Raw genomic sequence first — 25,824 nt, 5'->3', positions numbered from 1 at the left:
GATTATAATACAACTATTAATATATTAGTTGTAATTTTCCTGTTGTATGTAAATAATATTTCCTAATACATAAAAATCAGGATAAGATTAATTATTATAAATTTGAAAAAAAATCTACTTTGAAAACCGTAGTATACACATCTGATAAAAAAACACATTTCTTCCAAGAACTCAAATCAATTTTTCGGGATATAAAATCATCTAATTTTCTGGCCTATCAAATGACAAAAAGAGATATACAATCTCAACACAGACAGTCTTTATTAGGTTTCTTTTGGATATTAGCACCCGTAATTATAAATTCTTTAATCTGGTTATTTTTGAATGGTTCTGGAGTCGTAAATGTAAATATACCGGGAGGAATACCTTATCCTGTTTTCGTTATTTTAGGTACCACAATCTGGAATATTTTTGCAGAAGCAGTACAAAGTCCTATAAATTCGGTAAACTCCGGAAAAGCAATCATATCCAAAATCAATTTCCCAAAAGAAGCATTACTGATGAAAGGGATATACACCACTCTCTTTAATATGCTAATAAAGATGATTCCTGCCGTTGCTATTTTGATAATTTATCAGGTTACGCCATCAGCGAGTCTGCTCCTTTTTCCATTTTATATTGTGGCCTTAATCATTTTTGCTTTTGCGATAGGATTAATTATTACTCCACTGGGATTAATTTATACAGATATAAGCAAAGTTCTCATTACAGGTATTCCTTTATTAATGTATATGACGCCTGTTGTTTATGCTGTACCGAGATCAGGAATTTTTAAGGTTTTATTCAATTTAAATCCTTTAACTTATATAATTAACGACACCCGAAATACACTGGTAGGATTGGAAACTCAGTCATTAATGTTTACAATGATATTAACGGCTGTTAGCTTTATTGTTTTATTGATAGGCTTGGTTATTTTTCGAAAGTCAATGCCAATAGTTATTGAAAAAATCGCAGGATAATGGAAAAAGATAGAGAGGTATTAGTTTCAGTACAGAATGTATCTAAAAAATTCAGCAAAAATCTGAAAAGCTCTCTGAAATATGGAGCTTCAGATATTATCCGTAGTACACTGGGATTATCAATAAAGAAAGAATTACGGCCTCAGGAATTTTGGGCTGTGCATGATGTAAGCTTTGAGCTGAGAAGAGGAGAATGTATTGGCTTGATTGGTCATAATGGTGCAGGGAAGTCTACTCTTTTAAAAGTCCTGAACGGATTATACACTCCTGATAAAGGGCAAATTGTAATGAAAGGAAAAATAGGTGCCCTGATAGAATTAGGCGCCGGTTTTAATCCTATCCTTACAGGTAGGGAAAATATTTATAATAATGCGTCCATTTTAGGATTTACTAAAAAAGAAGTTGAAAAGAAATTAAATTCTATAATAGATTTTTCCGAGATCAGAGAATTTATAGATACTCCTGTACAAAATTATTCTTCAGGGATGAAAGTTCGTTTGGGATTTGCTGTTGCAGCTCATCTTGAACCGGATATATTAATTATTGACGAAGTATTAGCCGTTGGAGATCTGGGCTTTATTTTAAAGTGCTTCAGTAAAATTGATGAATTGCTTCCTCATACTGCGGTTATCTTTGTTTCTCACAGTATGCCAATGGTATCACGAATATGTAATGAAATAATTTTAATGGATCATGGCAAAGTTGAATATCAGGGAAAAGAAATAGGAAAAGGCATACAACTTTATTACAGCAAGTTTTCAAATAATAGCGAAAATAAAGTATATGATAATGGTATATTAGAATTGATATCCTTACAAACTGATCTGGTGAACAATGAAATACACCGTCATCAGGACTTTAATCTTACTTTTGAATTCAAAATTAATAAACCTGTTGATGAATTACCTACTCTATATCTTGAATTTAAAGATAAGGAGCAAAAGCCAATTGCCGGAATTTCTGTTCAGGAATACAGAGAGGATATAAACCAATCTGCAAAAATTGTTTATAAAACAACTGTAAAAAATCCTCTTTTCACTTTAGGAAAGTATATTATGGATGTAGGATTATATAACCCTGCCACAGAATCCCCTTATCTTCGAATCAATAACATTCTGGAGTTTACAGTAGGTGGAGAAAAAGAACAATGGATACCATTTGAGCTTGATAGCGAAAATATCATAACTTTACACTAAAATTTATTATGATTCCCGTAACACAACCCTTTCTTCCACCTCAGGAAGAATATGAAAAATACATAGATGGCATCTGGAAGAGAAACTGGCTCACCAATATGGGACCACTAGCCAGTCAGCTTGAAATGGAACTTAAAGATCATTTAAAGCTTAATCATCTGCTGTTTGTAACCAACGGAACCGTTGCCATTCAGATGGCAATAAAAGCATTGGGAATTTCAGGTGAAGTAATTACTACTCCATTTTCTTTTATTGCAACCACCAGCTCAATTGTCTGGGAAGGATGCACCCCTGTTTTTGTTGATATCGATGCTAAAAGCTTATGTATAGATCCTAAAAAAATTGAAGATGCTATCACGGAAAAAACCAGCGCAATTCTCGCAACCCATGTTTATGGAAACCCGTGTGACGTAGAAGCAATAGAAGCAATTGCAAAAAAACATAATTTAAAAGTAATTTATGATGCAGCACATGCTTTTGGAGTGGAAGTGAACGGAAAATCCATTTTTGAATATGGTGATATTTCGACCTGCTCGCTGCATGCAACAAAACTTTATCATAGTGTTGAAGGAGGTTTATTGATAACAAAAGATCCTGAGTTGCTAAAAAAACTGGCCTATATCAGAAACTTTGGAATTTCAGGCTTTGATTCATTCTCGGAATTGGGCCTTAATGGTAAAAATTCAGAATTTCATGCCGCAATGGGACTTGTTAATCTAAAATACATTTCTCAGATACATGAAAAAAGAAAAGCACTCGCAGAACTCTATGATGAAAAACTTAAAAATTTACACGCTGTAAAGCCCCTCTGGCATTTAAAAGCTAACAATAATCATGCTTACTATCCTGTTGTTTTGGAAAGTGAAGAATTATTACTGAAATTAAAAAATGAGATGGATAAACAGGAAATTTTTACAAGAAGATATTTTTATCCAAGTTTAGCTTCCGCATTGCCGTATTTGCCAAAACTGGAACTTTCTGTTACTGAAGATATTGCCAAACGAGTGTTATGTCTTCCGTTTTATTATGATCTCACTTTTGAAGAGGTTGAATATATTGCAAGATTAATGTTAAGAATACAAAATAATTAGTATGAAAGTAGCAATAATGCAGCCCTATTTTTTACCATATCTTGGCTATATAAGTCTTATTAAGCATTCTGATCTTTTCATTCTTTTTGATCCTGTTCAATTTATAAAACATGGCTGGATAGAGAGAAATAGAATCTTGAAACAAAATGAAGGTTGGTTATATGTACAAGTACCTTTAGTAAAAAGTCCCCGGGAAACTCTTATAAAAGATTGTTTTATTGATAATTCGCAAAACTGGAAAAACAAAATTTTATCTCAGTTGGAAATTTACAAGAAAAAAGCTCCTTATTATTACAAAACACTTAAGGTAATACATCAAATATTTGATGAAGATTACAATGATATTGTCAGCCTAAATAAAAATTCATTAGAAAAAATATGTGAATATTTAGGTTTCTACAAAGATCTTCCTGTATTTTCCAGGATGAATCTTGAAATTGAAAAACCTACTGCACCTGATGAATGGGCTTTAAATATCTGTAAAAAACTTCCGGTAAATGGTAATTTACACTATATAAATCCTATTGGTGGAATGGATTTTTTTGATAGAGATAAATATAAAGCTAATAATATAGATATTTCTTTTCAAAAAATGGAACTTCCTCATTATGATCAAAAAAGAGAGTCTTTTGAAAGTGGCTTATCTATAATTGATCTTATGATGTTTAATTCTCCGGAGGAAATAAATGATATGTTGGACCAGTTTGAATTAATTTAATGAGTACGAAATCAATAGGAGGATATTTTGAGCTGGAACTTCCCAATACAGTAAATAATTGGGATAAGGATTTCATTGAGTTAAATTCAGCTAGAAACTGTTTGGAGTATATCCTATTGGCGAGAAAAAGCACAAAAATTTATCTTGCATATTATACTTGTGATGTTCTCTTAGAACCCATCAAAAAACTTAATATTAACTACGAATTCTATGATATAGATTTCAACCTGGAACCAATATTTGATTATTCTAAAATAAAAGATTCGGAAATATTTTTGTACACTAATTATTTTGGGATAAAAGATAAGTTTATCAATATTCTGTGCGAAAGACTTTTTGATAAAATAATAATAGATAATGCTCAGGCGTTTTTCTCTTTACCAATAACAGGCGTTGATACTTTTTATTCTCCAAGGAAATTTGTAGGGGTAGCTGATGGAGGTCTTTTAAGCAGTAATAAAAGAATTAATTTGGATTTTGAAAAAGATGAAAGCTATAATAGAATGAGCCATCTTTTGAAAAGAATTGATCTGTCTGCCGAAGAAGCATACCTTGATTTTTGTACAAATGATAGGTCATTGGAAAACCAGCCTATAAAATTAATGTCCAATCTTACCAAAAAAATTCTTTCTACCTTAAATTTTGATGATATAAAAAAAGAAGAAAAGAAAATTTCGCATTTCTAAATGAAAAATTAAAAGAAAATAATCTTTTAAAAATTGATATTTCAGAAGATTCAGTCCCTATGGTTTATCCTTTCAGAACTAAAAATAAAGATCTCAAAAAGCAACTTATCAATAGGAAAATTTATTGTGCCACTTATTGGCCCAATGTTTTTGAATGGTGTAGTGAAGAAACCAACTCCTACATTTTGGCAGAGGAAATTATAGCACTTCCCATAGATCAGCGATACTCTATTAATGATATGAGAAAAATTTTAGAAAATGTATAATGTTTTAATCAGACCTCTTCAAAAAGAAGATGCGCTTATTTCATATCAGTGGAGAAACGATCCGGAAGTTTGGAAATTTACAGGCTCCCGTCCCGATATAGAAATTACTAAAGAAATAGAATTCGAATGGATTGTAAAAGTTCTTCAGGATGAAAAAAGCAAAAGATTTGCTATTTTATGTGACAGCGAATATATCGGAAATGTTCACCTTAATAATATTGAAAATAATACTGCAGAGTTTCATATTTTCATCGGCAATAAAGACTTTTGGGGGAAAGGAATCTCTCAATTAGCAACATACCAGATACTTTATTATGCTAAAGAAGTATTGAAGTTTTCTGAAATATACTTATATGTAAAGCCTGAAAATATTGCAGCTGTAGAATCTTATAAAAGAAATAATTTTGTAGTTACTGAAGAGAATCCAGGCAATGTTAAGATGTCATTACAGCTATCTCAACTTAAAAAAACTACCGTTAGCATTTTTGTAATGGTATATAACCATGGACAATACTTAAAAGATTGCCTTGATAGTTTATTAGAGCAAAAAACAAATTTCAACTATGATATTGTAGTTGGAGAAGATTGCTCAAAAGATAATTCCAGAGAAATACTGCTAAATTATCAAAAATTATATCCAGGGAAATTTAAGCTTTTACTTCATCCTAATAATATAGGAGCAGTAGATAATCAAAATATGACTTATGAAAACTGTTCCGGAAAATATATTGCAATTTGTGAAGGTGACGATTACTGGATTGATGCTTTAAAACTTCAAAAACAGATTGACTTTCTAGAAAAAAATCCGGAATACAGTCTTACTTTTCATAAAATCAAGGAAATCACAACAAGAGAAGAGAGATTTTCTTATGATAATCCAAATGAGGAAAAAACATACACTTTAGAAGATTTATCAAAAGAAAATTTTATCGTTACTGTTTCAGTTGTATTCAGAAAAAATTTTGAAAAACTTCCGGAATGGATGAAGTATTCTCCTATCGGCGATTACCCTTTGCACTTACTGAACGCTTCTTTTGGTCTTATAAAATATTTCCCAGAGGAAATGGCAGCTTACAGAGTTGGAAGCGGGATATGGAGTACACAAAATACAGTTGACCAGATTGTAAACACAATGTTCTCTCTGAAGTTTTTATTACAGCATTTTAAAAATAATAAAGATGTTTTCGATAACCTGAAAACGCAATACATCACTTGCCAACAAGCACTTTTAAGACCTTTCGAAGAAAAAAGAGCATTAGAAATAAAAATAAAGGATTATAACTATTTAGAGAAAAATATTAGCTTAAATTACCTTTTAAAAATGTTACAAACTAAATTCTTAAAAAAATTGAGGCTAAAGAACTAAAAAAATAAATACAATCTGATGTTCAAAAAGATAAAAAATTACCTTCATAAAAAAATCTTCACTATTGTCAGCAATTTTGGAGAACTTGAGAAAAAGAAAATGTGGTGGCGTTTTACAGCATTGCCCAACATTAATATTCATCATACTTTTGCCCCTAAGGATGTAACTATTTTCAAAGGAAATGAAGGTAAATTTGGAAATATTACAATTGGTGAAACCTTTTTTGTAAGAGACTATTGCAATATTTCGGTTCTGCCCGGAGCAAATCTCATTATTGGGAACGGAGTTTTCTTCAACAATTATTCTTCTGTGAACTGTATTGATACAATTACTATTGGAGATAATACAATATTTGGTGAAGGAGTAAAATTATACGATCATAATCATAAATACGGATTTAATGCTGATTTTTTTGTTGATAAAACAGCATTTAAAACAGGTGCAATAACAATCGGAAAAAACTGTTGGATTGGAAGTAACACTGTTATATTAAAAGGTGTTGAAATCGGCGACAATTGTATTATTGGAGCAGGATGTGTAATACACAAGTCTGTTCCATCAAATACTATTATTAAAAATAGTCAATATTTAATCTCAGAATCTTTACAAAATGAGTGAAACAAAAAAAATATTATTAATATCCCACGAAGCATCCTTATCAGGAGCTCCAATTCTTGTTTTAAGTGTCTTGAAAAAGCTTAGACAAGAAAGGAAAAACTATAAAGTTGATGTTTTATTACTAAGACCAGGTCAGCTTTATGAAGATTTTGCTAAACTTTCTGATAATAAAATCATTGTTGCCAACTATTACAACCAATCTTTATCGTTTGTAAACCGAAATTTCAAAAAAATTCAGAATGCTTTTTTCCCAAAAACAGAAAGCAAAGAAGAACAGATTGAAAAAATAACAGGAAGACTTCTTCAGAATAACTATGATCTGGTTTATGCAAACACTGCAGAAACATTAATCTGGACAATACCTTTTTATAAAAAAAACATTCCTACCGTTGTTGCAATCCATGAGCTTACTTTTGGAATTGAAAGCGCATATTCACCAGATTTTATCAAAGAAAACATATCAAATGTTTCAACAATTATTGCAGGGTCTAATGCTGTAGCCAATAACCTTATTAATAGATATAATGCAGATCCTAAAAAAGTAAAAGCAATCCATTCATTTGTTGATGAAAAACTTGAGATTCAAAAAAATCAGATTCAAATAAAGAAAGAATTAAACATTGCGGAATCGGACATTATTATGGGAATAGCAAGTTCTCAGGAATTAAGAAAGGGAACGGATTTAGTGCCGCTTCTTGTCAAAAAAATCGCAGATAAAACAGATATTAATTTTAAATTCATTAATCTGGGAGGTTCTTCAAGCATTGGTCCGGTAAAATGTTCAAAATTAGATGCAGAGAAGTTGGGGGTTCTGGATAAAATTATATATGTAGATCATAACAAGTTCCCGAATGATTACATAAATATATTTGATATTTTTTTACTGTTATCCAGAGAAGATCCATTCCCTTTGGTAATGCTTACTGCCGCTAAGCTTAAGAAACCCATTGTTGCATTTGAAAATAGTGGAGGTGCGGTAGAATTTCTTGAAAACGGTTTTGGAGTTTTAGCCCCTTACCTTGATCTTGATGTCATGGCCTCAGAAATAGTAAAACTTTTACAAAACAAGGAATTAAGAGAAAACTATGGGTTGAAGATTCACAACAGATTGGAAAAAGAATATTCTGAAGGCAAGCTTACATCCGAGATTTTCCAAATTATTGATGATCTTATAAATTAATTAAATGATCTCCATCATAATCTCATCATACCTTCCTGACTATTTTTCTGCACTGGAAAAAAACATTGCGGAAACAATTGGAGTGTCTTATGAAATCATTAAAATAGACAATCCTGGATTGATGGGAATTTGTGAAGCTTATAACAAAGGTGCAGAAAAAGCCGGTTTTGATTATTTGCTTTTCATCCATGAAGACATTTTATTCAAAAATGAAGATTGGGGCAATACGCTCATAAATCATTTAAACCAGAAAAATACGGGAATTATAGGACTGGCAGGGTCATCTTATGTTCCCTCTGCTCCATCAAGCTGGACCGTTACAGAGAAATATAATTCTGTCAATATTTTACAGGGAAATAAAGAGAACACATTGTATTTTCCTATTCAAACAACAAAGGAAAACAGAAATAAAGTCTTTGCAGTTGACGGCGTTTTTCTGGGAATTAAAAAAGAAATATTTAATCAGTTTAAATTCAACGAAAATCTGCTGAAAGGCTTCCACGGCTATGATCTTGATTTTAGTTTGAGAGTTTCTAAAAAAAAACAGAATTATGTAGTTAACGATATTCTGATTCAGCATTTCTCTGGCGGTAATCTGGATAAAAACTGGTTAGATGCCAATATCAAAGTAAGGGAAAGTATAGGATCAGATTTTCAAAAAGAAATCGACCCTGAAGCTGAAAAGAAAATATTTATAGGGTTTTTGCACAATTTTTTCAAATATTACCCTGTTAATAAAAAAAACATATTTCTCACATTAAAATTTTATCCAAGAAAACTTAATTTTAATGAGCATTTGGAAATAGCAAAAAAATATTATGCCTACATACGATACGCCGGAAGTATCAATAAAAAACACAACACAAAGAATTAAAATTATTTAAAATTGTTTAAAAATGATCATAGGAAACGGACTTATTGCCAATTCATTAAAAAATATAGACTCCGAGGAAAATCTTTTTTTTGCCTCCGGTGTTTCAAATTCTCTGGAAACGAGAAGTTCAGAGTTTGAAAGAGAATTTGCTCTTTTGGATAAATGTATTGAGAGTAATAGTAATCACAAATTAATTTATTTTTCTACTCTAAGCATTCATGATCAATCAAAACAAAACAGCCTTTACGTTTTACATAAAAAGGAAATTGAAAATTACATCAAAAATAAGTGTAGCAACTACCTCATTCTCAGAATCGGGAATATTGTAGGAAGTGGAGGAAATCCTAATACTTTATTCAATTTTCTTAAAAATCAGATTAAAAATTCAAACCAGTTTACAGTTCATACAAAGGCAAGAAGGCTATTGCTGGATATAGAAGATATTTCTAAGTTTTTAGAGTCTCACTGCCTGCATCTTCCTAATAAGGTTATTAACTTTTCTTTCCCCTATAATTTTGATTTAAAAGAAATTATTGGCGCCATTGAAAAAGAAACCCTTCAAAAAGCCTTCTATTCAGAAGTTAATGAAGGGGACTTCTATAAAGTAGATTTTGATGAAGAAGTTCACGCCTTCTTCTCAGGTATAAGTCCTGAAAATTACCTGGAAATGTTAACCCGAAAGTATATTTAAAATGGCGGCTATTCATGTAATCATTGTTACTTATAATGCCATGAAGTGGGCAGAAAGATGTTTTTCAAGTTTAAGAACCTCTTCAGTTCCTGTAAAATGTATTGTAATAGATAACGGATCCACAGACGGCACTCAGGAATATATTAAAACGTATTTTCCTGAAGTAGACTTCACTCAATCTCCACAAAATCTAGGTTTTGGAAAAGCGAATAATACAGGGATAGAAAAAGCGTATAAAGAAGGAGCAGATTTTTTCTACCTGATGAATCAGGATGCATGGATTTACCCGGACAGCTTTCAAAAACTATTGGATGTTTACAACGCATACCCAGACAAAAATCAGCTGGGAATTTTAAGTCCGATACATATGGATGGCAGCGAAAAGAAGCTCGATATTTTTTTCGAACGTTATCTGGCAAGAAATACACCTGATAACAGAATATTTTCAGACAGTTTTACCAATAGTCTGAAAGATTATTATGAAATAGACTTTGTAAATGCTGCCCATTGGTTACTTCCCAAAGCTACCATTGAAGAAATTGGTGGTTTTAATCCTTACTTCTTTCATTATTCCGAAGACTATGAATATGTACAACGTATTTCATTTTTCGGGAAAAAAATTATCGTCTGTCCGCCTAGTAGAGTTGTACATGATGGTAAACAGGATTTCCATAAAACCAGCCATATTAATGCCCTGAGAGTGCAACGGGAACAGCGCTATCTGAATCCGGCGCTCGCGTTTGATTCCAAAATGTTGAACAGAGATTTCATTCCTAAAATGATAAAGCAGGCTCTCCAATTGCAGTTTTCTGCTGCTTCCGATACTTTGAAAGAATATCAATATCAGAAAGACAGATTTAATGAAATCATAAACGCAAGAAACCTCATTAAAAATAAAGGTGCTGCTTTTCTCAATATATAAAAGTATCCCACTGATGAAATATTAATTCAAATTGACACAAATGAACAGAGCCAGTCTTATTAACAACACAATACAAAAGGGAAATCTTAAATATAATCCCCAGGAATTAATAAATTTGAGACCTAAAGACATTCTTTCATCTTTTATTAACAGATTTCATTACTAAATCAATGAAGCCAGAAATATCGGTCATTATGCTCACTTACAATCACGCCTCTTATTTAAAGGAGGCTATTGAAGGTGTGCTTTCTCAAAAAACAGACTTTCCGTTTGAGTTGATTATTTGTAATGACAATTCACCGGATGATTCTGACAGGATTATTTCAGAATTTGCAACGCAATACCCGAATATCATACGGTATTTTAATCATAAGACCAATATCGGTTTTGTGGAAAATCAAAGATTTGCATTCGCTCAGGCTAAAGGAAAGTATTTGGCCTACTGTGAAGGGGATGATTACTGGACTGATCCGGAAAAACTACAGTTTCAGTATGATTTCCTTGAAAACAATTCAGAATACGTCATGGTGACTGCCAGAAATTTACTGTTTCATCAGGATGAAAATAAGATGACAGAAGATGGAAAAGACTCCATGTTCAACGGACGGGAATATATTGACTATACCCAGGACAGCTTTTTTGTACAGCGCCCTACCCAAACTTTCACTTATCTGATCAGAAAAGACTGTATTGATGAGAAGTGGATTGACATTTATCCCAATTACAGAGATCTTTACTATTTTTACCATGCCCTTGAATTCGGGAAAGGCAGAAGCTTTAATAAAGTAGTGGGAGTCTACAGGCTTCACAGCGGTGGTGTATACAGCTCATTAGAAACAGAAAAGCAATACCGCACTTCCATTGATATTTTTAAAAATATTAAAAGGATTAATAATGATCCGAGAGCAGATCAGCAGATATTAAAAACCTTAGATCAGCTTATCAATAAATATTATTATGAAAAGGAATTTGTTTCACCTTTATGGAACAGGAATCTTTATGCAGCCATCTTTGAACGCTTTTCCATTTCAAAAAATATAGGAACAGGGATAAGCCAGCTGTTAAAGATTATAAAATATACTTTCACCAGATAATCAACACCTGTAATGGCTGATATGTATGGTGAATATCATCCCGCTCTTTTTCATTATGAATGTGGATAATGAATATATCAGCCGTATTCATTTTTCAACAATTTCAACATAATAGATTCAAATAGTTTGAGGGATCAGCTGATGTAAACCGATCATACTTTCCTTAATTTATCGTAATTTAGCTGTACAAAATGATAAAATTAATGATGAAAAATAAAAGCATATGTGCGGAATAGCCGGAATTATAAGCAATAATGCAGCAAATTATCAGCAGGAAATCAAAAGAATGACAGATTCTCTGATTCATCGCGGACCGGATGCTTCAGACTTTGAGTTCTATGATAATGCTATATTAGGCCACCGCAGACTTTCCATTATAGACTTGTCTGAAAACGGGAAGCAGCCGATGTTCTCCAATACAAAAAACGAATGTATTGTCCTTAACGGAGAAATCTATGGATATCTGGATCTCAAAAGACAATATGCGGAATATCCATACCATGGAGGTTCCGATACGGAAGTGATTCTTGCAATGTATCAGAGAAAACAGCAGAACCTCATCCATGATCTTCCGGGAATGTTTGCTTTTGCCATCTGGGATGACCGTGAACAGCAGTTGTTCTCTGCCAGAGACCGTTTTGGTGAAAAACCGTTCTACTATGCCATCGGAAATAATAATGAATTTATTTTTGCTTCAGAAATCAAAGCGATTCTGGCGTCCGGATTAATTCATCCTAAAGTAAATCCTGAAGCCATTTCCAACTATCTTCAATATGGCTACGTAAGTACCTATCAAAGCATTTACAGCAATATATATACTTTACCACCTGCTCATCAGCTGATCTGGAAAGATGGGAAGATTACTGTTTCAAGGTATTACAGTCTGCCGTCAAAAGACAGGGTGATCAGCCTGTCCGATGCTAAGGAAGAATTTCTGTACCTTCTGAAAAATGCTGTTAAAAAACAGCTTATAGCAGATGTACAGGTCGGAAGTTTTCTGAGCGGCGGTCTGGATTCTTCGTCTATAGTTGCTCTGGTAGATGAGTTCCTGCCCCATCAGACAACAATCAGTTTCGGATATGATCATAAAGACAGCGAGCTCAAATATGCCAAAGAAATTGCAGAGAAATACAATACCAATCATATAGAAGTTCATGAGCAAAAAAAGGACCTGGCTGAATCATTACTGCATGTTTCTCCTTTCTTTGACGAACCTTTTGCTGATACTTCTTACCTTCCACATTATGAGATTTGTAAAAATGCAAGAAAAAATCTGACCGTAACCCTTTCAGGTGATGTTGGAGATGAGCTGTTCGGCGGATATCATTTTTATACGGTTGAAAATATGATGAAAAATCATTTCAGTTATAAAAATTTAATCGCCAAATTCGGACTTAACCTTTATAAAAAAGCAAAAACGGTTTCGTTTGTAACCCAACAGAATTTAAAGTATGACTCTATTCTGGATTTTCATCTGAATTCTGTCAGAAATGTATTTAATAAATCGGAACGTAGTCTTTTGGGATGTTCAACGGATTATCAGCAGGGATACAGCTTTACTCCAAATCCTGATTCATTAAATGACATCATGAGAGTAGATCTGGAAAATTATGTTCCTGGCAATATGATGGTCAAATCAGACAGAATGGCGATGGCAAATTCATTAGAAATAAGAACTCCTTTTCTTGATGTCGATTTTGCAGAATTCTGTATTCAGCTACCTGATCAGCTGAAAATCACCAATGAAAACGATAAAATAATTCTTCGTGAATCCATGAATAATTATTGGACCGATACAATTAGAAAACGTCACAAACAAGGTTTCGGGCTCAGCGTTAAGAACTGGTTTGATGAAGAAAACCTTATAAAGCTCTCCAACGATCTTCTAAAAGATTCGTCTCAAAAGGTTTTTAACTATATTGATTTTGATATCACCCAAAAATTTTTGAACAAGGACCATAAGCACTGGAATTTATTGCAGCTTGCTCTTTGGGCTCATAATAATAAATCGGTTCTCTGATGCTTGATATTTCTGTCATTATCCCTGTATACAATGCTGCTGATTTTCTAAAGAAATCAGTACAGTCTGCCCTGCAATTTGAAGAAGTGAAAGAAGTTATTTTAGTTGAAGATAAATCTTCTGATCATTCCCTGGAAGTTTGTAAAGAATTAGCAGGTGAAGATCAAAGAGTTCAATTATTCCAGCATCCTGACAAAGGAAACCATGGTGCTGCTGCTTCAAGAAATCTGGGTATTGAAAAAGCCACCTCAAGCTTCATTACATTTCTGGATGCTGATGATTATTACCTACCCAATAGGTTTGATGCGGAGAAAGAACTTTTTAAAGAGCCTCATGTAGATGGAATCTTCAATGCCATAGGGGTTGAATATCTCACTGAAAAAGGGAAAAAGGAATTTCAGTCGAAGTTCAGTGACAATACATTGACAACAGTAAATTATCCGGCAGAAGGAAAGGAAGTATTCAGAGGGCTTCTCGGGCTTACACCGAAAACTTTCGGTACATTTTTCCATTTGAATGGATTAACCGTCAGAAAATCTGCTCTGGAACGGAATAATCTGAGATTTAATAATATTCTCCGCGTACACCAGGACTCTGATTTTATCATTAAACTGGCTTACCACTGCCATCTGAAATCAGGTAGTATAGACCAGGCCGTTGCGATGAGAGGAATACATGATGATAACAGAATTACCAAGATTGTCCGATATTCGCCACAATACAACAGGAGACAATTCCTTTTCTGGAATTCATTATATGAGTGGTCCAGATCTGTGTCCATGGATACAGATGCCGCAAATCACCTTTATTTACAGAAAAAAGCATTTGAACTTTCTGAGAAAAAAGGAGTTTCCAAAATGGTGAATCTATTGACTGCCATTCTAAAAAATCCAGATATCCTGAAAACGCAATACCGCTTTACGTACATCCGCTCATGAAGCTTAATAACCTACAAATATTAAGAGGAATATCAGCATTACTGGTATGCTGTTTTCACTTTGCTGATTATATTAATTTTCAGGATCTACGGTTGGGTGAAATTTTATTCAGTAAAGGAAGTATCGGTGTTAATATTTTTTTTGTAATCAGTGGGTTTATCATCACTTTTACTACCTATAAAAAGAAATTCACAGCAAACCAATCTTCCGAATTAACTTTGTTTTATAAAAGAAGGATAATCAGAATTATTCCTTTATATTTTATATTAACTTTAGCCTGGATTGTACTTGGTGGAAATTTTATGTCTTATTTTCATGGCGAGGGAGCCAAGAGACTTATTCATTCGGTATTTTTTCTCCCCCAAAAGGATACTTTTCCCGTTCTGTATCTTGGGTGGTCGCTTAATTACGAGATGTTTTTCTACCTTATTTTCGGAATCTCTCTCTTATTTAATACAAAAAAATATTCTTTTATTGTTCTTTTATTTATTTGTACTTATATCCTGGGAATCATTTATCCATTCGAAGGAGCTTATTTGCAACTGGTAACCAGTTCACTTAATCTCTATTTTGTTATGGGAATATTATTGGCTGTATTTTTTAATAGATTCACAGTTAATAAAAGCCGGGCAAGCTTTATCAGTATCATAGGAATATCGTTTTTCTTACTCTATTTATTCGGGTTTTTGAAGATCACAAATCCGCTCATCACCTTAATGGTAGTCTCACTATTGGTATTTTCTTTTCTACTTTTTGATTTTACCTTTCATTATAAAGGAAACCGTTTTCTGATATTTCTGGGGGATATTTCTTATTCTCTCTATCTATCCCATCCTTTTGTAGAAATATTCTTCAGAAAGTTCAAAGTAGCAGGATATTTTAATATTCCCTATTTTATATTTAAAATACTTGTGGTAATTGCAGTAGCCGCATTCCTATATCACTTTGTAGAAAAAAAGATAACTCATTACTTAAAAATAAAATTAAAAGCTTAAATTCTTGCAGTAAGAAATAACGTATAAACACAATAAAATTTCCAATTGAAAAAATGAAAATCTCAGTCATCATTCCCGTTTATAATGCAGAAAAATATGTCTCCCAAGCAGTAGAATCTGCGCTTCAATTTGATGAAGTTCATGAGGTTATATTAGTAGAGGACAAATCTCCCGACAACGCTTTGGAGGTCTGTCAGCAACTTACTGAAAAATATAGCAGAGTTCAGCTTTACCAGCACCCCGACAAAGGCAACCACGGTGCAGGCCCTACCAGAAATCTTGGGATAGAAAAATCAACCGGGGATTTTATTGCTTTCTTAGATGCCGACGATTATTACCTTCCGAATAGATTTGATGCTGAAAGAGAATTATTTAAAAATCCTGAAATAGAAGGTGTTTATGGTGCGTTGGGTGTACATTATTACTCGGAAAAGGCAAAAGAACAGTATTATAAACTTTTTCAGGACCGCTTAACGACGGTATATAAAATTCATGACCCTAAGGATGTATTCCCAGGACAAATGAATATGTTGGGAAGCTTTGGTTTATTTAGTATTGACGCTTTAACGATCAGGAAAGAATCTATGCTGCGCAAGATGAATCCTTTATTTAAAACAAATTTAAGATTGCACCAGGATACCGAATTTTTATTCCGTTTATCCTATTACCTTGATCTTTATCCTGGTATTTTAGACAAAGCAGTTGCGGTAAGGGGTGTACATGAAGACAACAGGATTACAAAGGTAGATTCTAAGAAAATAAAACCTTCCACTACAAGAGTTTTGCTTTGGAAAGAAGTGAAAGACTGGTCAGAAAACGAAGATACAATTCCAGCTCATATGAAACTCCACATTAAAAGAATGCATCGTAGTTTTGAAATTGCCAATGCTCCCTTCTTCAAAAAATGGAATATGATTCTGAAATATCTTGTCACAGATTATCCAAGCATCCGCTCCGGATTGTATAATATTAATTTCAGGAAATATCTATTCTGATTTAGATCTTATCTTTTTGTTTTGGACAGAATCGAATCCGCTATTTGTGTAGTAAATACTTTTCCGGATTCTTTATACATATGATTTCCATCTGTATATTGATATTCCTTGGCTTTAGAAGAGAAATCGAAGAAATAAACACCATATTTTTTGGAGATCTCTTTCATTTTTTCATTAAAATCAGGCGAATAGGAATGTTCCAGTGCTACCATTTTTTCTGAAGCAGGAATTCTTACAAGATAGACAGTCCCTTTACTTTTAAGGAATCTGATAATGTCTTCTAAGGCATTGAACCTGGCTTGCGAAATATTCTGGTTCTGAGCCAATTGTTTATAGAAATTTATTTTCTCAATTTCCCTCTTGGCTATAGAATCTTTTTGCATGTTTACCGTTACTTCCATCCAACCATTTTTATGCAGATAAGTGTTTGATCTTCCTGCTTCCTCTCTCTCCGTGTAAAGCTTAAACCAGCTTCGGGTGTAATTTCTCAGCAGATATTCATAATTCGGGGACAGATCATAAAAATGCATATTCTTTAACGGAGAATGATTTTCCGGAAAGTCCTCTTCTTTTTTCACATTCTTATCTAAGGATAGATTCCAGGGGTCCACGGTTATAATGAATAATCCGTTTTTGGTTTCCGGGTCCAGTTTTCTTTGTAACGCCTTATAATAGATTTGTCCGTACGGAGACTGTACAACGTTCAATGCAAAATTATCAAAATCTCTTCCTAATTTTTGATTTAAAAGCTGTGGAAGAACTGCCTGAGCCCCTCTTGAATCTCCCAGAATAATATTCTGTGGTTTTTTTACGGCGAAGTGCATATAATTATCATCTGTATTTCCATCCGCAAACCATCCCAAAACCCCGAATACGATTAGGACTCCGACGATATAAAATGATATTTTAAATAAAAATTTTTTCATGTTAAAACTGAAAATAAATAAATTCATTATTTCCGAAATTGGCATACCGCAGAATAATATAGATGATAACCAGATATAGAATTCTTCTTATCCACGGCCTGAATTGGTCAATTTCCAACCCATGGTTCTTCCCTCTGTTGATCCACTCAATGACAAACATGACGGCAACCAGCGAAAAGACTTTAAAAGGAAACGGTTTGGGAATTATAAATAAAGCCGGGTCAATGATCCTTTTAATGTATAAAACAGCCTGAGTAACAGACTCTGCCCGGAAGAAAATCCATGCAAAACAAGTAAGACCGAAGGTGAGTAATATTTTAAAAAATTCTTTAAAAGAGGGCAAAAGTCTGTCCATTGCAACTACTTCTAAGTTCTGACGATTTTTATCGGCAAGCAGCAATGGCATAAAATATAAGGCATTCAACCCTCCCCAAATGATAAAGGTCCAGTTAGCTCCATGCCAGAATCCGGAAACAAGAAAGATAATGAATGTATTTCTGACCTTCATCATCAGCCCTCCTTTACTTCCTCCTAAAGGAATATAAAGATAATCTCTGAACCATGAAGACAATGAAATATGCCACCTTCTCCAAAACTCAGCAATATCCCTTGAGAAATAAGGAAAGGCAAAGTTCTTCAGAAGTTCTATTCCAAACAGCCTTGAAACACCCAATGCAATATCTGAATATCCTGAAAAATCCCCATAAATCTGAAAGGCAAACAAAACAGCTCCCATTAAGAGATTAGCAGGACTTTCAGTTTGATAATTAGTAAAAATCTCATTAACTAATGGTGCACAATTATCTGCAATTACCATTTTCTTGAAGAATCCCCATAAAATCTGTCTCATCCCATCTGCAGCCTGCTCATAATTGAACACTCTTTTCTTTTGTATCTGCGGTAAAAGATGGGTAGCTCTTTCAATAGGTCCCGCAACAAGTAACGGGAAATAGCTTACAAACAGAGCGTAATCTATAAAATTGGTCTCTGCTTTGATCCTTTTTTTATAAATATCGATCACGTAAGAAAGACCATGGAATGTATAAAAAGAGATCCCGACAGGAAGCACAATATTGAGTAACCAGACATTTACCGTAAACCCGAATCCGCTTAACAGATCGGCAAAACTTTCAGCAAAGAAGTTGTAATATTTAAAAAAGCCAAGAAAGCCTAAATTGATTACAATACTTAGGGTCAACCAGAATGTCGCTTCTTTTTTTGTTTTACTTTTTTCTATCTGGAGCCCGGACACAAAATCCAGTCCTATAGAAAACATCAGCAAAAATAAAAATCTCCAGTCCCAGCAGGCATAGAAATAGAAGCTTGCTACCAGTAGCATCAGGTTCTGATGCTGGTATTTTTTCCTGAAAACAAACCAATATAATATAAATACAATCGGCAGGAAAATTAAAAAGCCAATGGAATTAAATAACATAGATATTCTTCAATGCGTTAATACTAACTTAGATTTTCAGCAGTTAAAAAATATCCGGAAAAGATGGGAACTATTAATTCATTCATGTGTTTATATATTTGTGTAATTATAGCAAAAGTAAATATTTTCAGCCTATTTTTAGTTTTTTCAGGTAATCTCTTAAAGGCTTTTCAATCCACTGATAGAACAAAGCAGATATAATAAGCAAAACAGCTATATATATCCAGAAAACCGTATCAATGTCAAGCAACATATGCTGCCATTTCAAAATCTCCCTTATGATATACAAAACCGGAATATGCACAATATAGATTGCATAACTTATTTCTCCAAGATATTCCAAAGGTTTTAAAGAGAAAAGCTTGGTGAGTACCCCATTATTATAAGAGATCAGAATAATTAATGGGATGAAAAGCACTGCCATAAGGCCATTATGAAAATTAAGCGGAATAAAAATAAGAGCCAGCAATACTGCCATAAATAAAATAATAACAGGAACGTCATAGTTCTTTTGCTTAAAATTCTTCACAAAATACATTCCTGCCAGATTTCCTATTAAAAATTCATTAAGGTGCATGAGTGGAAAATAAAATCCAAATTCATGGCTTTTTGTATGAGGTCCTTCATACCATAAAGATTTTACATAAAAATTCGAGAATACCTGTGTGATCAGCCATATTAAGATTGTAATCACCCAAATGCTCTTATTCTTTTTCGAATAATATCTGTTGTATAATAGAGGAAACAGCAAATAGAAAAGGAATTCTACAGAAATAGACCATCCGGGAAAATTCAGGACTAAAGCTTCGCCAGGGATCCAGCTTTGAATGCCAAACAGATACAATATCAGTTTATATAAACTGAAGTCGGAGGACCTGGTAACAAGATATAACAAAAGCCCTACAACATATAAAGGATAAATCCTGGCGAATCTGTTCCGGTAAAAATCCAGGTAATCAATGGAATTCTTTTTATGGTAGGCAACCATCATAATGAATCCCGAAAGAATAAAAAAGTAGCTTACGCCAACATTGGCCCGCAGGAAAATATCTGACAGATAATTGATCTGATATAAAAATAAGTCTTTATTAAAATGCGAAATGACAATCGCAATAGCTGCTACAAATCTCGTAAAGGTAATCTGACTTATTTTCACTGATCATTCAATGCTGTATAACTTTAAAGTTTATTTGATAAAGACACCTACGTATTTGCCTTCAAACTCTACTACAGTTGTGTTAATATTATTTTTTTCACAAAAATCCTGGTAAGCGGAATTATCACCAATATCATCACTAATGAAAACCCCTCCTTTTCTCAAATGCTTATAAAGCTCATCATAAGCCCATATTCTTCCATTATAGCTTTTATCAGAATCATAATGAAGAACATCAAATACAGCATTTTCAGCGAAGATTTTCGGAAGTGATTCTTTATCGGCAAAACGAAATAATTTCCAATTACTTTTTAGCTTTTCAGGAACTACATATCCTACATATTGATCTCCATCCTGTGCCAGATAAGGCATGTCCGAGCTATACAAACGTCCTCCTCTTTTTGCAAGAGATAAAAGAGATGCCAGTGAAGACCATCCGTAAGCGACCCCTGTTTCCACTACATGCTGTGCTTTTGTAAATTCACAGGCATAATAAATAAGCTCCAATGCTCCAGGCCCACCCATTTTTACAGGACATTCTTTTTCTCTTTGTTCTGCAAAACTTAAAATTTCATGGTATTCAACGCGAAAAGGTTTAATATCAAGTCCAAAAAGTCTGGACACTGCCTCTTCTTGTGAAATGCATCTTTCTGCGGCCCAGGAATTTGTTTTTTCCTTTCCTTTAAAGGCATTACCTCTATTAACTGTGTTTTTAATAATTTTTCGGCCTAATTCGGGATAAAGATCAGGTCTTTTCAAATAGCCGATAAAAGTTTTGAGAACTCTTGTAATTTCACCCATTGTGTTGTCTTTGATAAGAGGCAAAAATAAAGATTTTTTTTTTATTTTTATAAAAAAACCTTCTACCTGTCCGAAACATTATAGGTTAATTTACAATTGAATAAATCATTTTTAAACAATTGGTAGAGGTTTTTATAATAACTTCCAAAAAGAGAAATGAAAAAAGTAATCTGCTATTTTTCTTTGTATAAACAAAAACATTGTAAGGCTGGTATTTTTATTGGCCATATCCGGATAGATAAAGGAGATATTGTTTTTGATTTCTACAAAAACAGATTATATTTGTAAAGCTCAAATGATCAAAAAGATAGGATATGATCTATGATTTTTTCGAAAAAATAAGCAGAATGAAGCAATTATTTCTTCTGAAAAGACATCCAAATGTTTATTTTGAAGACCTTAAATTAGGTGTTGGTAATCGTTTTATTCTGGATAAAGACTTAAAAAAATTAAGTATTGGTCCCGCTGCAGACTTCAGAAACTATACCAGTATTCTGATCTCTAAAAACGCTACTTTAGAAATAGGCAGCCACTTTTTCATGAATAATTTCTGCTCTATAAACTGCCTGGAATATATATCAATTGGTAACAACACCTTGTTTGGCGAAAACGTTAAACTTTATGATCATAACCATTTATACGAAACCTCTCCTACTATGAAAGTATATCCCTCCTTATTTTCTAAAGCACCTATAAAAATAGGGAGCAATTGCTGGCTCGGGAGCAATGTAACTGTTTTAAAAGGAGTCACTATTGGTGATAACTGTATCATTGGTGCCGGATGTACCATTTATAAGGACGTTCCTCCCAATACTCAGGTGATAAACAAACAGGACCTTTTATTCAGAGATTTTAAATAATGAAATTTTCGGTACTCATTGCTCATTATAACAATGCAGCTTTATTCAGGGATTGTTATGACTATTTAATTAAACAAACGTATCCCAATTGGGAAGCTATTATTCTGGATGATGCTTCCACAGAAAAAGAGAAAAAAGAGATTCTGGATATTATTCACGGAGACGAAAGGTTTAAATTTTTTGAAAATGAAAAAAATTCCGGGGTCGGAATTACAAAAAGTAAACTTATTGAGCTTGCTGCAGGAGAAATATGTGGTTTTGTAGATCCGGACGATGCTATTCTTCCGACTGCCATTGAAACTGCGATTCGGGTTTATGAACAAAAAAAGGATGTTGTTCTTACCTATTCCAGATTAATGATTTGTGATAAAGACCTTAAGCCTATTAAGCCCTTCAAGTCCCCAAAGCAGGTCATCAACAATGATATGTTTTTTTTCAATTTTCCTATTCAGATTGCACATTTTGTAACTTTCAGAAAAAGTATTTATGAGCAAACTGAAAAAATGAATCCGGAGCTTAAAATTGCTGAAGATCAGGATCTTTACCTTAAGATGTACGAAAAAGGTAATACTTACTTTATTAACGATGTCAACTATCTCTATAGAACTCATGACAAAGGTATTTCACAAAATGATAATAAAGGAAAATCTTACGACTATTTCGCACAGGTCATTTTTAAGGCCATGAAACGCAGAAACCTTAAAAAAATCAATGGAAAAAAAATCCCGGAGCAATACTCTGACAGCAAAGAAATCTTTGATCTTCTGGAATATCAAACTAAATTTGTGTATAGGCTAAAGAAAAAAATCTTCATTACTTTACATAAAATTTTCTGATAATGTCGGCAAACAATAAAATAAAAGTTCTTTTTAGACATCGTTCTATGGAAATGGGCGGGGTAGAAAAAGTAATATTAAGTATACTTAACAATCTTAATCCTGACAAATTTGAAATTACGGTTTGTCTTAACCTCAACCAGGGTGAACTTCGGGATGAGTTTCCAAATCACGTAAAGAAAGTCTTTCTTACTGATGGCAAAGAAGAGTTTTCTCAGAATCCATTCCTTCATAAACTACAGCTATTGCGAAGGAGGATAAAGCTATCGAGGGCATTAAAAAATCATGCAATTTCTGACCGTATTTTAGGAAATCAAAAATTTGATATTGAAATTGCTCCTACATACAGTGCATTTTCATCCGTAATCAATTCCAGCAATAAAGCTTCAAAAAAAATAGGATGGTTCCATTCTGAGATTAATATTCCAGGCATGAAAACTTTAATCCCGGACATTCTTAAAAATTTTCCAAAGTTTGATCACATGATTTACTGCTCGCAAAAAATCAAAGATATCATGCATCAGTGTTACCCGGAACTTAAATATCCCGCCGAAAGTGTAATCATCAATGCAATTCCTATTGAAGAAATTAAAAAGAAAGCGGAAGAGCAAATAGAAGATTTCCCGGAAGGACCAGTATTCGTTTCTGTTGGGCGTCTTCATAGCAGAAAAGGCTACCACAAACTAATTGAGGCTCATACACGACTTATTAGTGAAGGTTTTCACCATAATATTATAATTATAGGAAATGGTGAAGAAATGAAAAACCTGACTGAGCAGATCCAACGTAACAATGTAACGAAAAGCTTTATCCTGGCTGGAAACAAGATGAATCCTTATCCTTACATTAAAAAGGCAGATTATTTTATTCTTCCTTCCGAATCTGAAGCATGGCCATTGGTCATTGCTGAAGCATTAATACTTCAGAAGCCTATTATTGCCACCAATGTTGGGGATGTTGGTTTCATGATTAAAGACAGGGAAACGGGATACCTCATTAATTATGACATCGATGAAATGTATTCGGCTATGAAAAAATTTCTTACTGATCCCGGCCTTGTTCTCCATATCAGGGAGAACCTCAAAACTATTGAAAGTCAGTTTGATAATAAGAAAATATTTGACAGTGTGGAAAACATCATAGAGACGTTACACAAAAAATAAATTACTGTGCGGCATATCCTCCGTCAATCACAAGATTGGAACCCGTAACCCATCTTGAGGCATCAGACAGCAGAAAAATACAGGCATTCGCTACATCTTTAGGTTCACCTATTCCCAGCGGATGCTTTTTTATGATCTCTGATGAAGCTTCTTCACCAATATCTTCAAACATTTTTTCTAAAATCGGAGTGTTTACCATGGCTGGGCTTACACTGTTAACCCGGATATTACTTCTTGAAAGCTCCATAGCCAACGAACGGGCTGCGGAAATTACCGCTCCTTTACTCGCAGAGTATGCAGCTTTTCCTGCCTCTCCTACCATTCCTGCAACTGAAGAAATAAATACAAAACTGGAGGTTTCGTCTTTATATTTTTTTAAGGATAAAATTTTAGCAATTTCGAGTCCTGCAATGACATTTACAGCAAATATCTCCTGATACAGCTGCGGATTATGCTTTTTTAGCGGTAATGTTTTTTCGATACCGGCACAGTGTATAAATCCTGCTATCTTACCCAAAGCCGAAACTTTCTCTGCTATAATTGCTTCAAGATTTTCAGACTGAGTAATATCTTCAGTAACCGTTTCCACTTTTGTTTCAGGATCCAGCATGGAGACGGTTTTCATAAGTTCTTCATGATTTCTACCCACAAGGATCAGGTCTGCACCGCTTTTGCTGCATTCTACAGAACAGCTTCTCCCGATGCCGGAAGAAGCGCCTGTAATGAGAATAATTTTATTTTTTAATGAGAAAGCATCCATTAATCTTCAAAATTTTCTTTCCCTATAACATCCATTAAATCTGATACGGTTTCGATATCTTTAAAGTGCTTGGTATCAATTTTCTTGCTGAAATTTTCATCTACAAACGCAATAACAGAAAGTAAACTGATAGAATCGTAGCTTTCCAGAGACTTCAGATTCGTTTCAGTAGTTAATGTTTCATCTTCTTCTAATTCCTCTTGTAGTTTTTCTAAAAAAACGGATGTTTTCATATTGTATAATTTTAAATGTTTGTTTATTAAATTTCCATAATTGTAGCTCCCCATGAATATCCTACTCCAAATCCTGCCATTAAAACTTTATCTCCCTCTTTGAGCATTCCTTTATCCATCATATTTTTAAGAGCAATAGGAATGGTTGCAGAAACTGTATTCCCGGTTTTTTCCATATCAATATAAAACTTTTCCGCCGGAATTTTCGTTTTCTTTCTCAAATAATTCAACATAAAAGAATTGGCCTGATGAAAAACAAAATGGTCAATATCATCCATCGTCATTCCATTCACCTCCAACGTCTCTTTTACCAACCCGGGAATGTTTTCAATCGTGAAATTAAAAATTTCAGGACCATTCATATAAATATTTTCAGGGCTGAATTCATGCTCAGGATTCAGTTTAAAATCTTTTTTGAAAGCTCCTTTCTTCACAATAAGATTTTCCGCTCCGCTTCCATCTGTTCCCAGACAGAATTGATAATCATTACCTTCAGACTTCTCAATAATGGCAGAAGCAGAGGCATCCCCAAATATGCTTCGGTTTCCTTTATCGTCAGGGTGAATGTGCTTGGTATATGTTTCTGAAGTAACCAAAAGAATACTCTTTGCAATTCCTGCAGAGATCAATCCTTTTGCAAAAGCCAGCCCGTACACAAATCCTGAACAGCCCAGGTTAAAATCTATGGCTCCGATATTTTTTCTAAGCCCTAATCTGTCCTGCAAAAGACAGGCCGTTGTAGGCAGAAAATATTCGGGACTCTGGGTACAGAACAAAATAAAATCTACTTTGCTCCTGTCGTAGTTTTCGAAAATTTTTTCTGAAGATTGTACTGCCATATCCAGTACGGTTTCATTATCAGAAGAGATGTGTCGCTGGGAAATGCCTACTTTCTCCTGGATACGTTCTGAGCTCCATTCAGGGAACTGTTTTTCAAGATCGTCGTTAGTTAACACCTGCTGAGGCAGATAATATTCTATTTTTGAAATTTTCATCATATTAATAAATTCTCTTTCTTTGCAAAAGTAACGAAAACAAATTT

The 25,824-nt window shown here is 33.6% G+C and carries 26 protein-coding genes; 19 read left to right on the top strand and 7 right to left on the bottom strand.

Annotated elements, in window-relative coordinates; genetic code table 11:
• Positions 1–119: 119 nt before the first annotated feature.
• The 16 genes from EL165_RS17815 to EL165_RS17740 all read left to right on the top strand — a co-directional run bounded on the left by EL165_RS17815 (position 120) and on the right by EL165_RS17740 (position 16,612).
• Positions 120–962, top strand: a complete 843-nt coding sequence (locus EL165_RS17815) for an ABC transporter permease (protein ID WP_002982942.1) — start codon at positions 120–122, stop codon at positions 960–962.
• Positions 962–2,158, top strand: coding sequence for an ABC transporter ATP-binding protein (locus tag EL165_RS17810; protein ID WP_002982939.1), 1,197 nt, complete (start codon positions 962–964; stop codon positions 2,156–2,158). The genes EL165_RS17815 and EL165_RS17810 overlap by 1 nt, the downstream gene beginning before the upstream one ends.
• A gap of 8 nt (positions 2,159–2,166) precedes the next feature.
• Complete coding sequence (locus EL165_RS17805; protein WP_002982936.1) at positions 2,167–3,249, top strand: DegT/DnrJ/EryC1/StrS family aminotransferase; 1,083 nt, start codon at positions 2,167–2,169, stop codon at positions 3,247–3,249.
• A 1-nt stretch (position 3,250) separates the two neighbouring features.
• Complete coding sequence (locus EL165_RS17800) at positions 3,251–3,967, top strand: WbqC family protein (protein WP_002982934.1); 717 nt, start codon at positions 3,251–3,253, stop codon at positions 3,965–3,967.
• Positions 3,967–4,653: a hypothetical protein gene (locus EL165_RS17795; RefSeq protein WP_126358672.1), complete on the top strand. Its 687-nt coding sequence runs from the start codon at positions 3,967–3,969 to the stop codon at positions 4,651–4,653. Before EL165_RS17800 ends, EL165_RS17795 begins: the two co-directional genes overlap by 1 nt.
• Positions 4,654–4,911: 258 nt before the next feature.
• The gene (locus EL165_RS17790) at positions 4,912–6,285 is read left to right on the top strand and encodes a GNAT family N-acetyltransferase (protein WP_002982931.1); all 1,374 of its coding nucleotides are present in this window, start codon (positions 4,912–4,914) and stop codon (positions 6,283–6,285) included.
• A gap of 18 nt (positions 6,286–6,303) precedes the next feature.
• A complete protein-coding gene (locus EL165_RS17785; RefSeq protein WP_002982929.1) occupies positions 6,304–6,903 on the top strand; it encodes an acyltransferase in 600 nt (199 codons plus the stop codon).
• On the top strand, positions 6,896–8,083 hold the full coding sequence (locus EL165_RS17780; protein WP_126358671.1) for a glycosyltransferase family 4 protein: 1,188 nt from the start codon (positions 6,896–6,898) through the stop codon (positions 8,081–8,083). The genes EL165_RS17785 and EL165_RS17780 overlap by 8 nt, the downstream gene beginning before the upstream one ends.
• A gap of 4 nt (positions 8,084–8,087) precedes the next feature.
• Positions 8,088–8,957 carry a glycosyltransferase gene (locus EL165_RS17775; RefSeq protein ID WP_002982923.1) on the top strand — a complete coding sequence of 290 codons (870 nt, stop codon included), beginning with the start codon at positions 8,088–8,090 and terminating at the stop codon, positions 8,955–8,957.
• Positions 8,958–8,979: 22 nt separating this feature from the next.
• On the top strand, positions 8,980–9,648 hold the full coding sequence (locus EL165_RS17770; RefSeq protein ID WP_002982920.1) for an NAD-dependent epimerase/dehydratase family protein: 669 nt from the start codon (positions 8,980–8,982) through the stop codon (positions 9,646–9,648).
• Between the two features lies 1 nt (position 9,649).
• Positions 9,650–10,570: a glycosyltransferase family 2 protein gene (locus tag EL165_RS17765; RefSeq protein ID WP_002982919.1), complete on the top strand. Its 921-nt coding sequence runs from the start codon at positions 9,650–9,652 to the stop codon at positions 10,568–10,570.
• A 170-nt stretch (positions 10,571–10,740) separates the two neighbouring features.
• The gene (locus EL165_RS17760; protein WP_002982916.1) at positions 10,741–11,664 is read left to right on the top strand and encodes a glycosyltransferase family 2 protein; all 924 of its coding nucleotides are present in this window, start codon (positions 10,741–10,743) and stop codon (positions 11,662–11,664) included.
• A gap of 223 nt (positions 11,665–11,887) precedes the next feature.
• A complete protein-coding gene (gene asnB, locus EL165_RS17755) occupies positions 11,888–13,684 on the top strand; it encodes an asparagine synthase (glutamine-hydrolyzing) (protein ID WP_002982914.1) in 1,797 nt (598 codons plus the stop codon).
• On the top strand, positions 13,684–14,622 hold the full coding sequence (locus EL165_RS17750) for a glycosyltransferase family 2 protein (RefSeq protein WP_002982911.1): 939 nt from the start codon (positions 13,684–13,686) through the stop codon (positions 14,620–14,622). Before asnB ends, EL165_RS17750 begins: the two co-directional genes overlap by 1 nt.
• On the top strand, positions 14,619–15,617 hold the full coding sequence (locus EL165_RS17745; RefSeq protein WP_002982908.1) for an acyltransferase family protein: 999 nt from the start codon (positions 14,619–14,621) through the stop codon (positions 15,615–15,617). Before EL165_RS17750 ends, EL165_RS17745 begins: the two co-directional genes overlap by 4 nt.
• A gap of 53 nt (positions 15,618–15,670) precedes the next feature.
• A complete protein-coding gene (locus tag EL165_RS17740; RefSeq protein ID WP_002982905.1) occupies positions 15,671–16,612 on the top strand; it encodes a glycosyltransferase family 2 protein in 942 nt (313 codons plus the stop codon).
• A gap of 8 nt (positions 16,613–16,620) precedes the next feature.
• On the opposite strand, the gene EL165_RS17735 is transcribed toward EL165_RS17740, so the two are convergent.
• The 4 genes from EL165_RS17735 to EL165_RS17720 form a co-directional block, all read right to left on the bottom strand.
• The gene (locus tag EL165_RS17735) at positions 16,621–17,538 is read right to left on the bottom strand and encodes an SGNH/GDSL hydrolase family protein (RefSeq protein WP_041462044.1); all 918 of its coding nucleotides are present in this window, start codon (positions 17,536–17,538) and stop codon (positions 16,621–16,623) included.
• Between the two features lies 1 nt (position 17,539).
• A complete protein-coding gene (locus EL165_RS17730; protein ID WP_002982902.1) occupies positions 17,540–18,973 on the bottom strand; it encodes an MBOAT family O-acyltransferase in 1,434 nt (477 codons plus the stop codon).
• A 127-nt stretch (positions 18,974–19,100) separates the two neighbouring features.
• Entirely contained in the window at positions 19,101–20,129 is a 1,029-nt protein-coding gene (locus EL165_RS17725; protein ID WP_002982900.1) for an acyltransferase family protein, read from the bottom strand.
• Between the two features lie 30 nt (positions 20,130–20,159).
• Entirely contained in the window at positions 20,160–20,930 is a 771-nt protein-coding gene (locus EL165_RS17720; protein ID WP_041462042.1) for a class I SAM-dependent methyltransferase, read from the bottom strand.
• Positions 20,931–21,277: 347 nt separating this feature from the next.
• Between EL165_RS17720 and EL165_RS17715 the strand changes: the two genes are divergently transcribed.
• Genes EL165_RS17715 through EL165_RS17705 form a run of 3 tightly spaced genes read left to right on the top strand, consistent with a single transcriptional unit; the run spans position 21,278 to position 23,789 of the window.
• Positions 21,278–21,790, top strand: coding sequence for an acyltransferase (locus EL165_RS17715; RefSeq protein WP_228370575.1), 513 nt, complete (start codon positions 21,278–21,280; stop codon positions 21,788–21,790).
• Positions 21,790–22,626, top strand: a complete 837-nt coding sequence (locus EL165_RS17710; protein ID WP_002982890.1) for a glycosyltransferase family 2 protein — start codon at positions 21,790–21,792, stop codon at positions 22,624–22,626. The genes EL165_RS17715 and EL165_RS17710 overlap by 1 nt, the downstream gene beginning before the upstream one ends.
• Before the next feature lie 2 nt (positions 22,627–22,628).
• Complete coding sequence (locus EL165_RS17705) at positions 22,629–23,789, top strand: glycosyltransferase (protein ID WP_002982887.1); 1,161 nt, start codon at positions 22,629–22,631, stop codon at positions 23,787–23,789.
• A gap of 1 nt (position 23,790) precedes the next feature.
• Here the strand turns inward: EL165_RS17705 and EL165_RS17700 are convergent, their stop codons facing one another.
• From EL165_RS17700 to EL165_RS17690, 3 genes are read right to left on the bottom strand one after another with little or no spacing between them, the layout of a single operon-like run.
• A complete protein-coding gene (locus EL165_RS17700) occupies positions 23,791–24,549 on the bottom strand; it encodes an SDR family NAD(P)-dependent oxidoreductase (protein ID WP_002982885.1) in 759 nt (252 codons plus the stop codon).
• A complete protein-coding gene (locus EL165_RS17695; protein WP_047422304.1) occupies positions 24,549–24,782 on the bottom strand; it encodes a phosphopantetheine-binding protein in 234 nt (77 codons plus the stop codon). The genes EL165_RS17700 and EL165_RS17695 overlap by 1 nt, the downstream gene beginning before the upstream one ends.
• Before the next feature lie 26 nt (positions 24,783–24,808).
• Complete coding sequence (locus EL165_RS17690; protein WP_002982878.1) at positions 24,809–25,780, bottom strand: 3-oxoacyl-ACP synthase III family protein; 972 nt, start codon at positions 25,778–25,780, stop codon at positions 24,809–24,811.
• Between the last annotated feature and the right edge of the window lie 44 nt (positions 25,781–25,824).

The sequence above is a fragment of the Chryseobacterium gleum genome (assembly GCF_900636535.1).
GTDB classification, from domain to species: domain Bacteria; phylum Bacteroidota; class Bacteroidia; order Flavobacteriales; family Weeksellaceae; genus Chryseobacterium; species Chryseobacterium gleum.
This window is presented reverse-complemented; position numbering and strand designations above follow the sequence as displayed.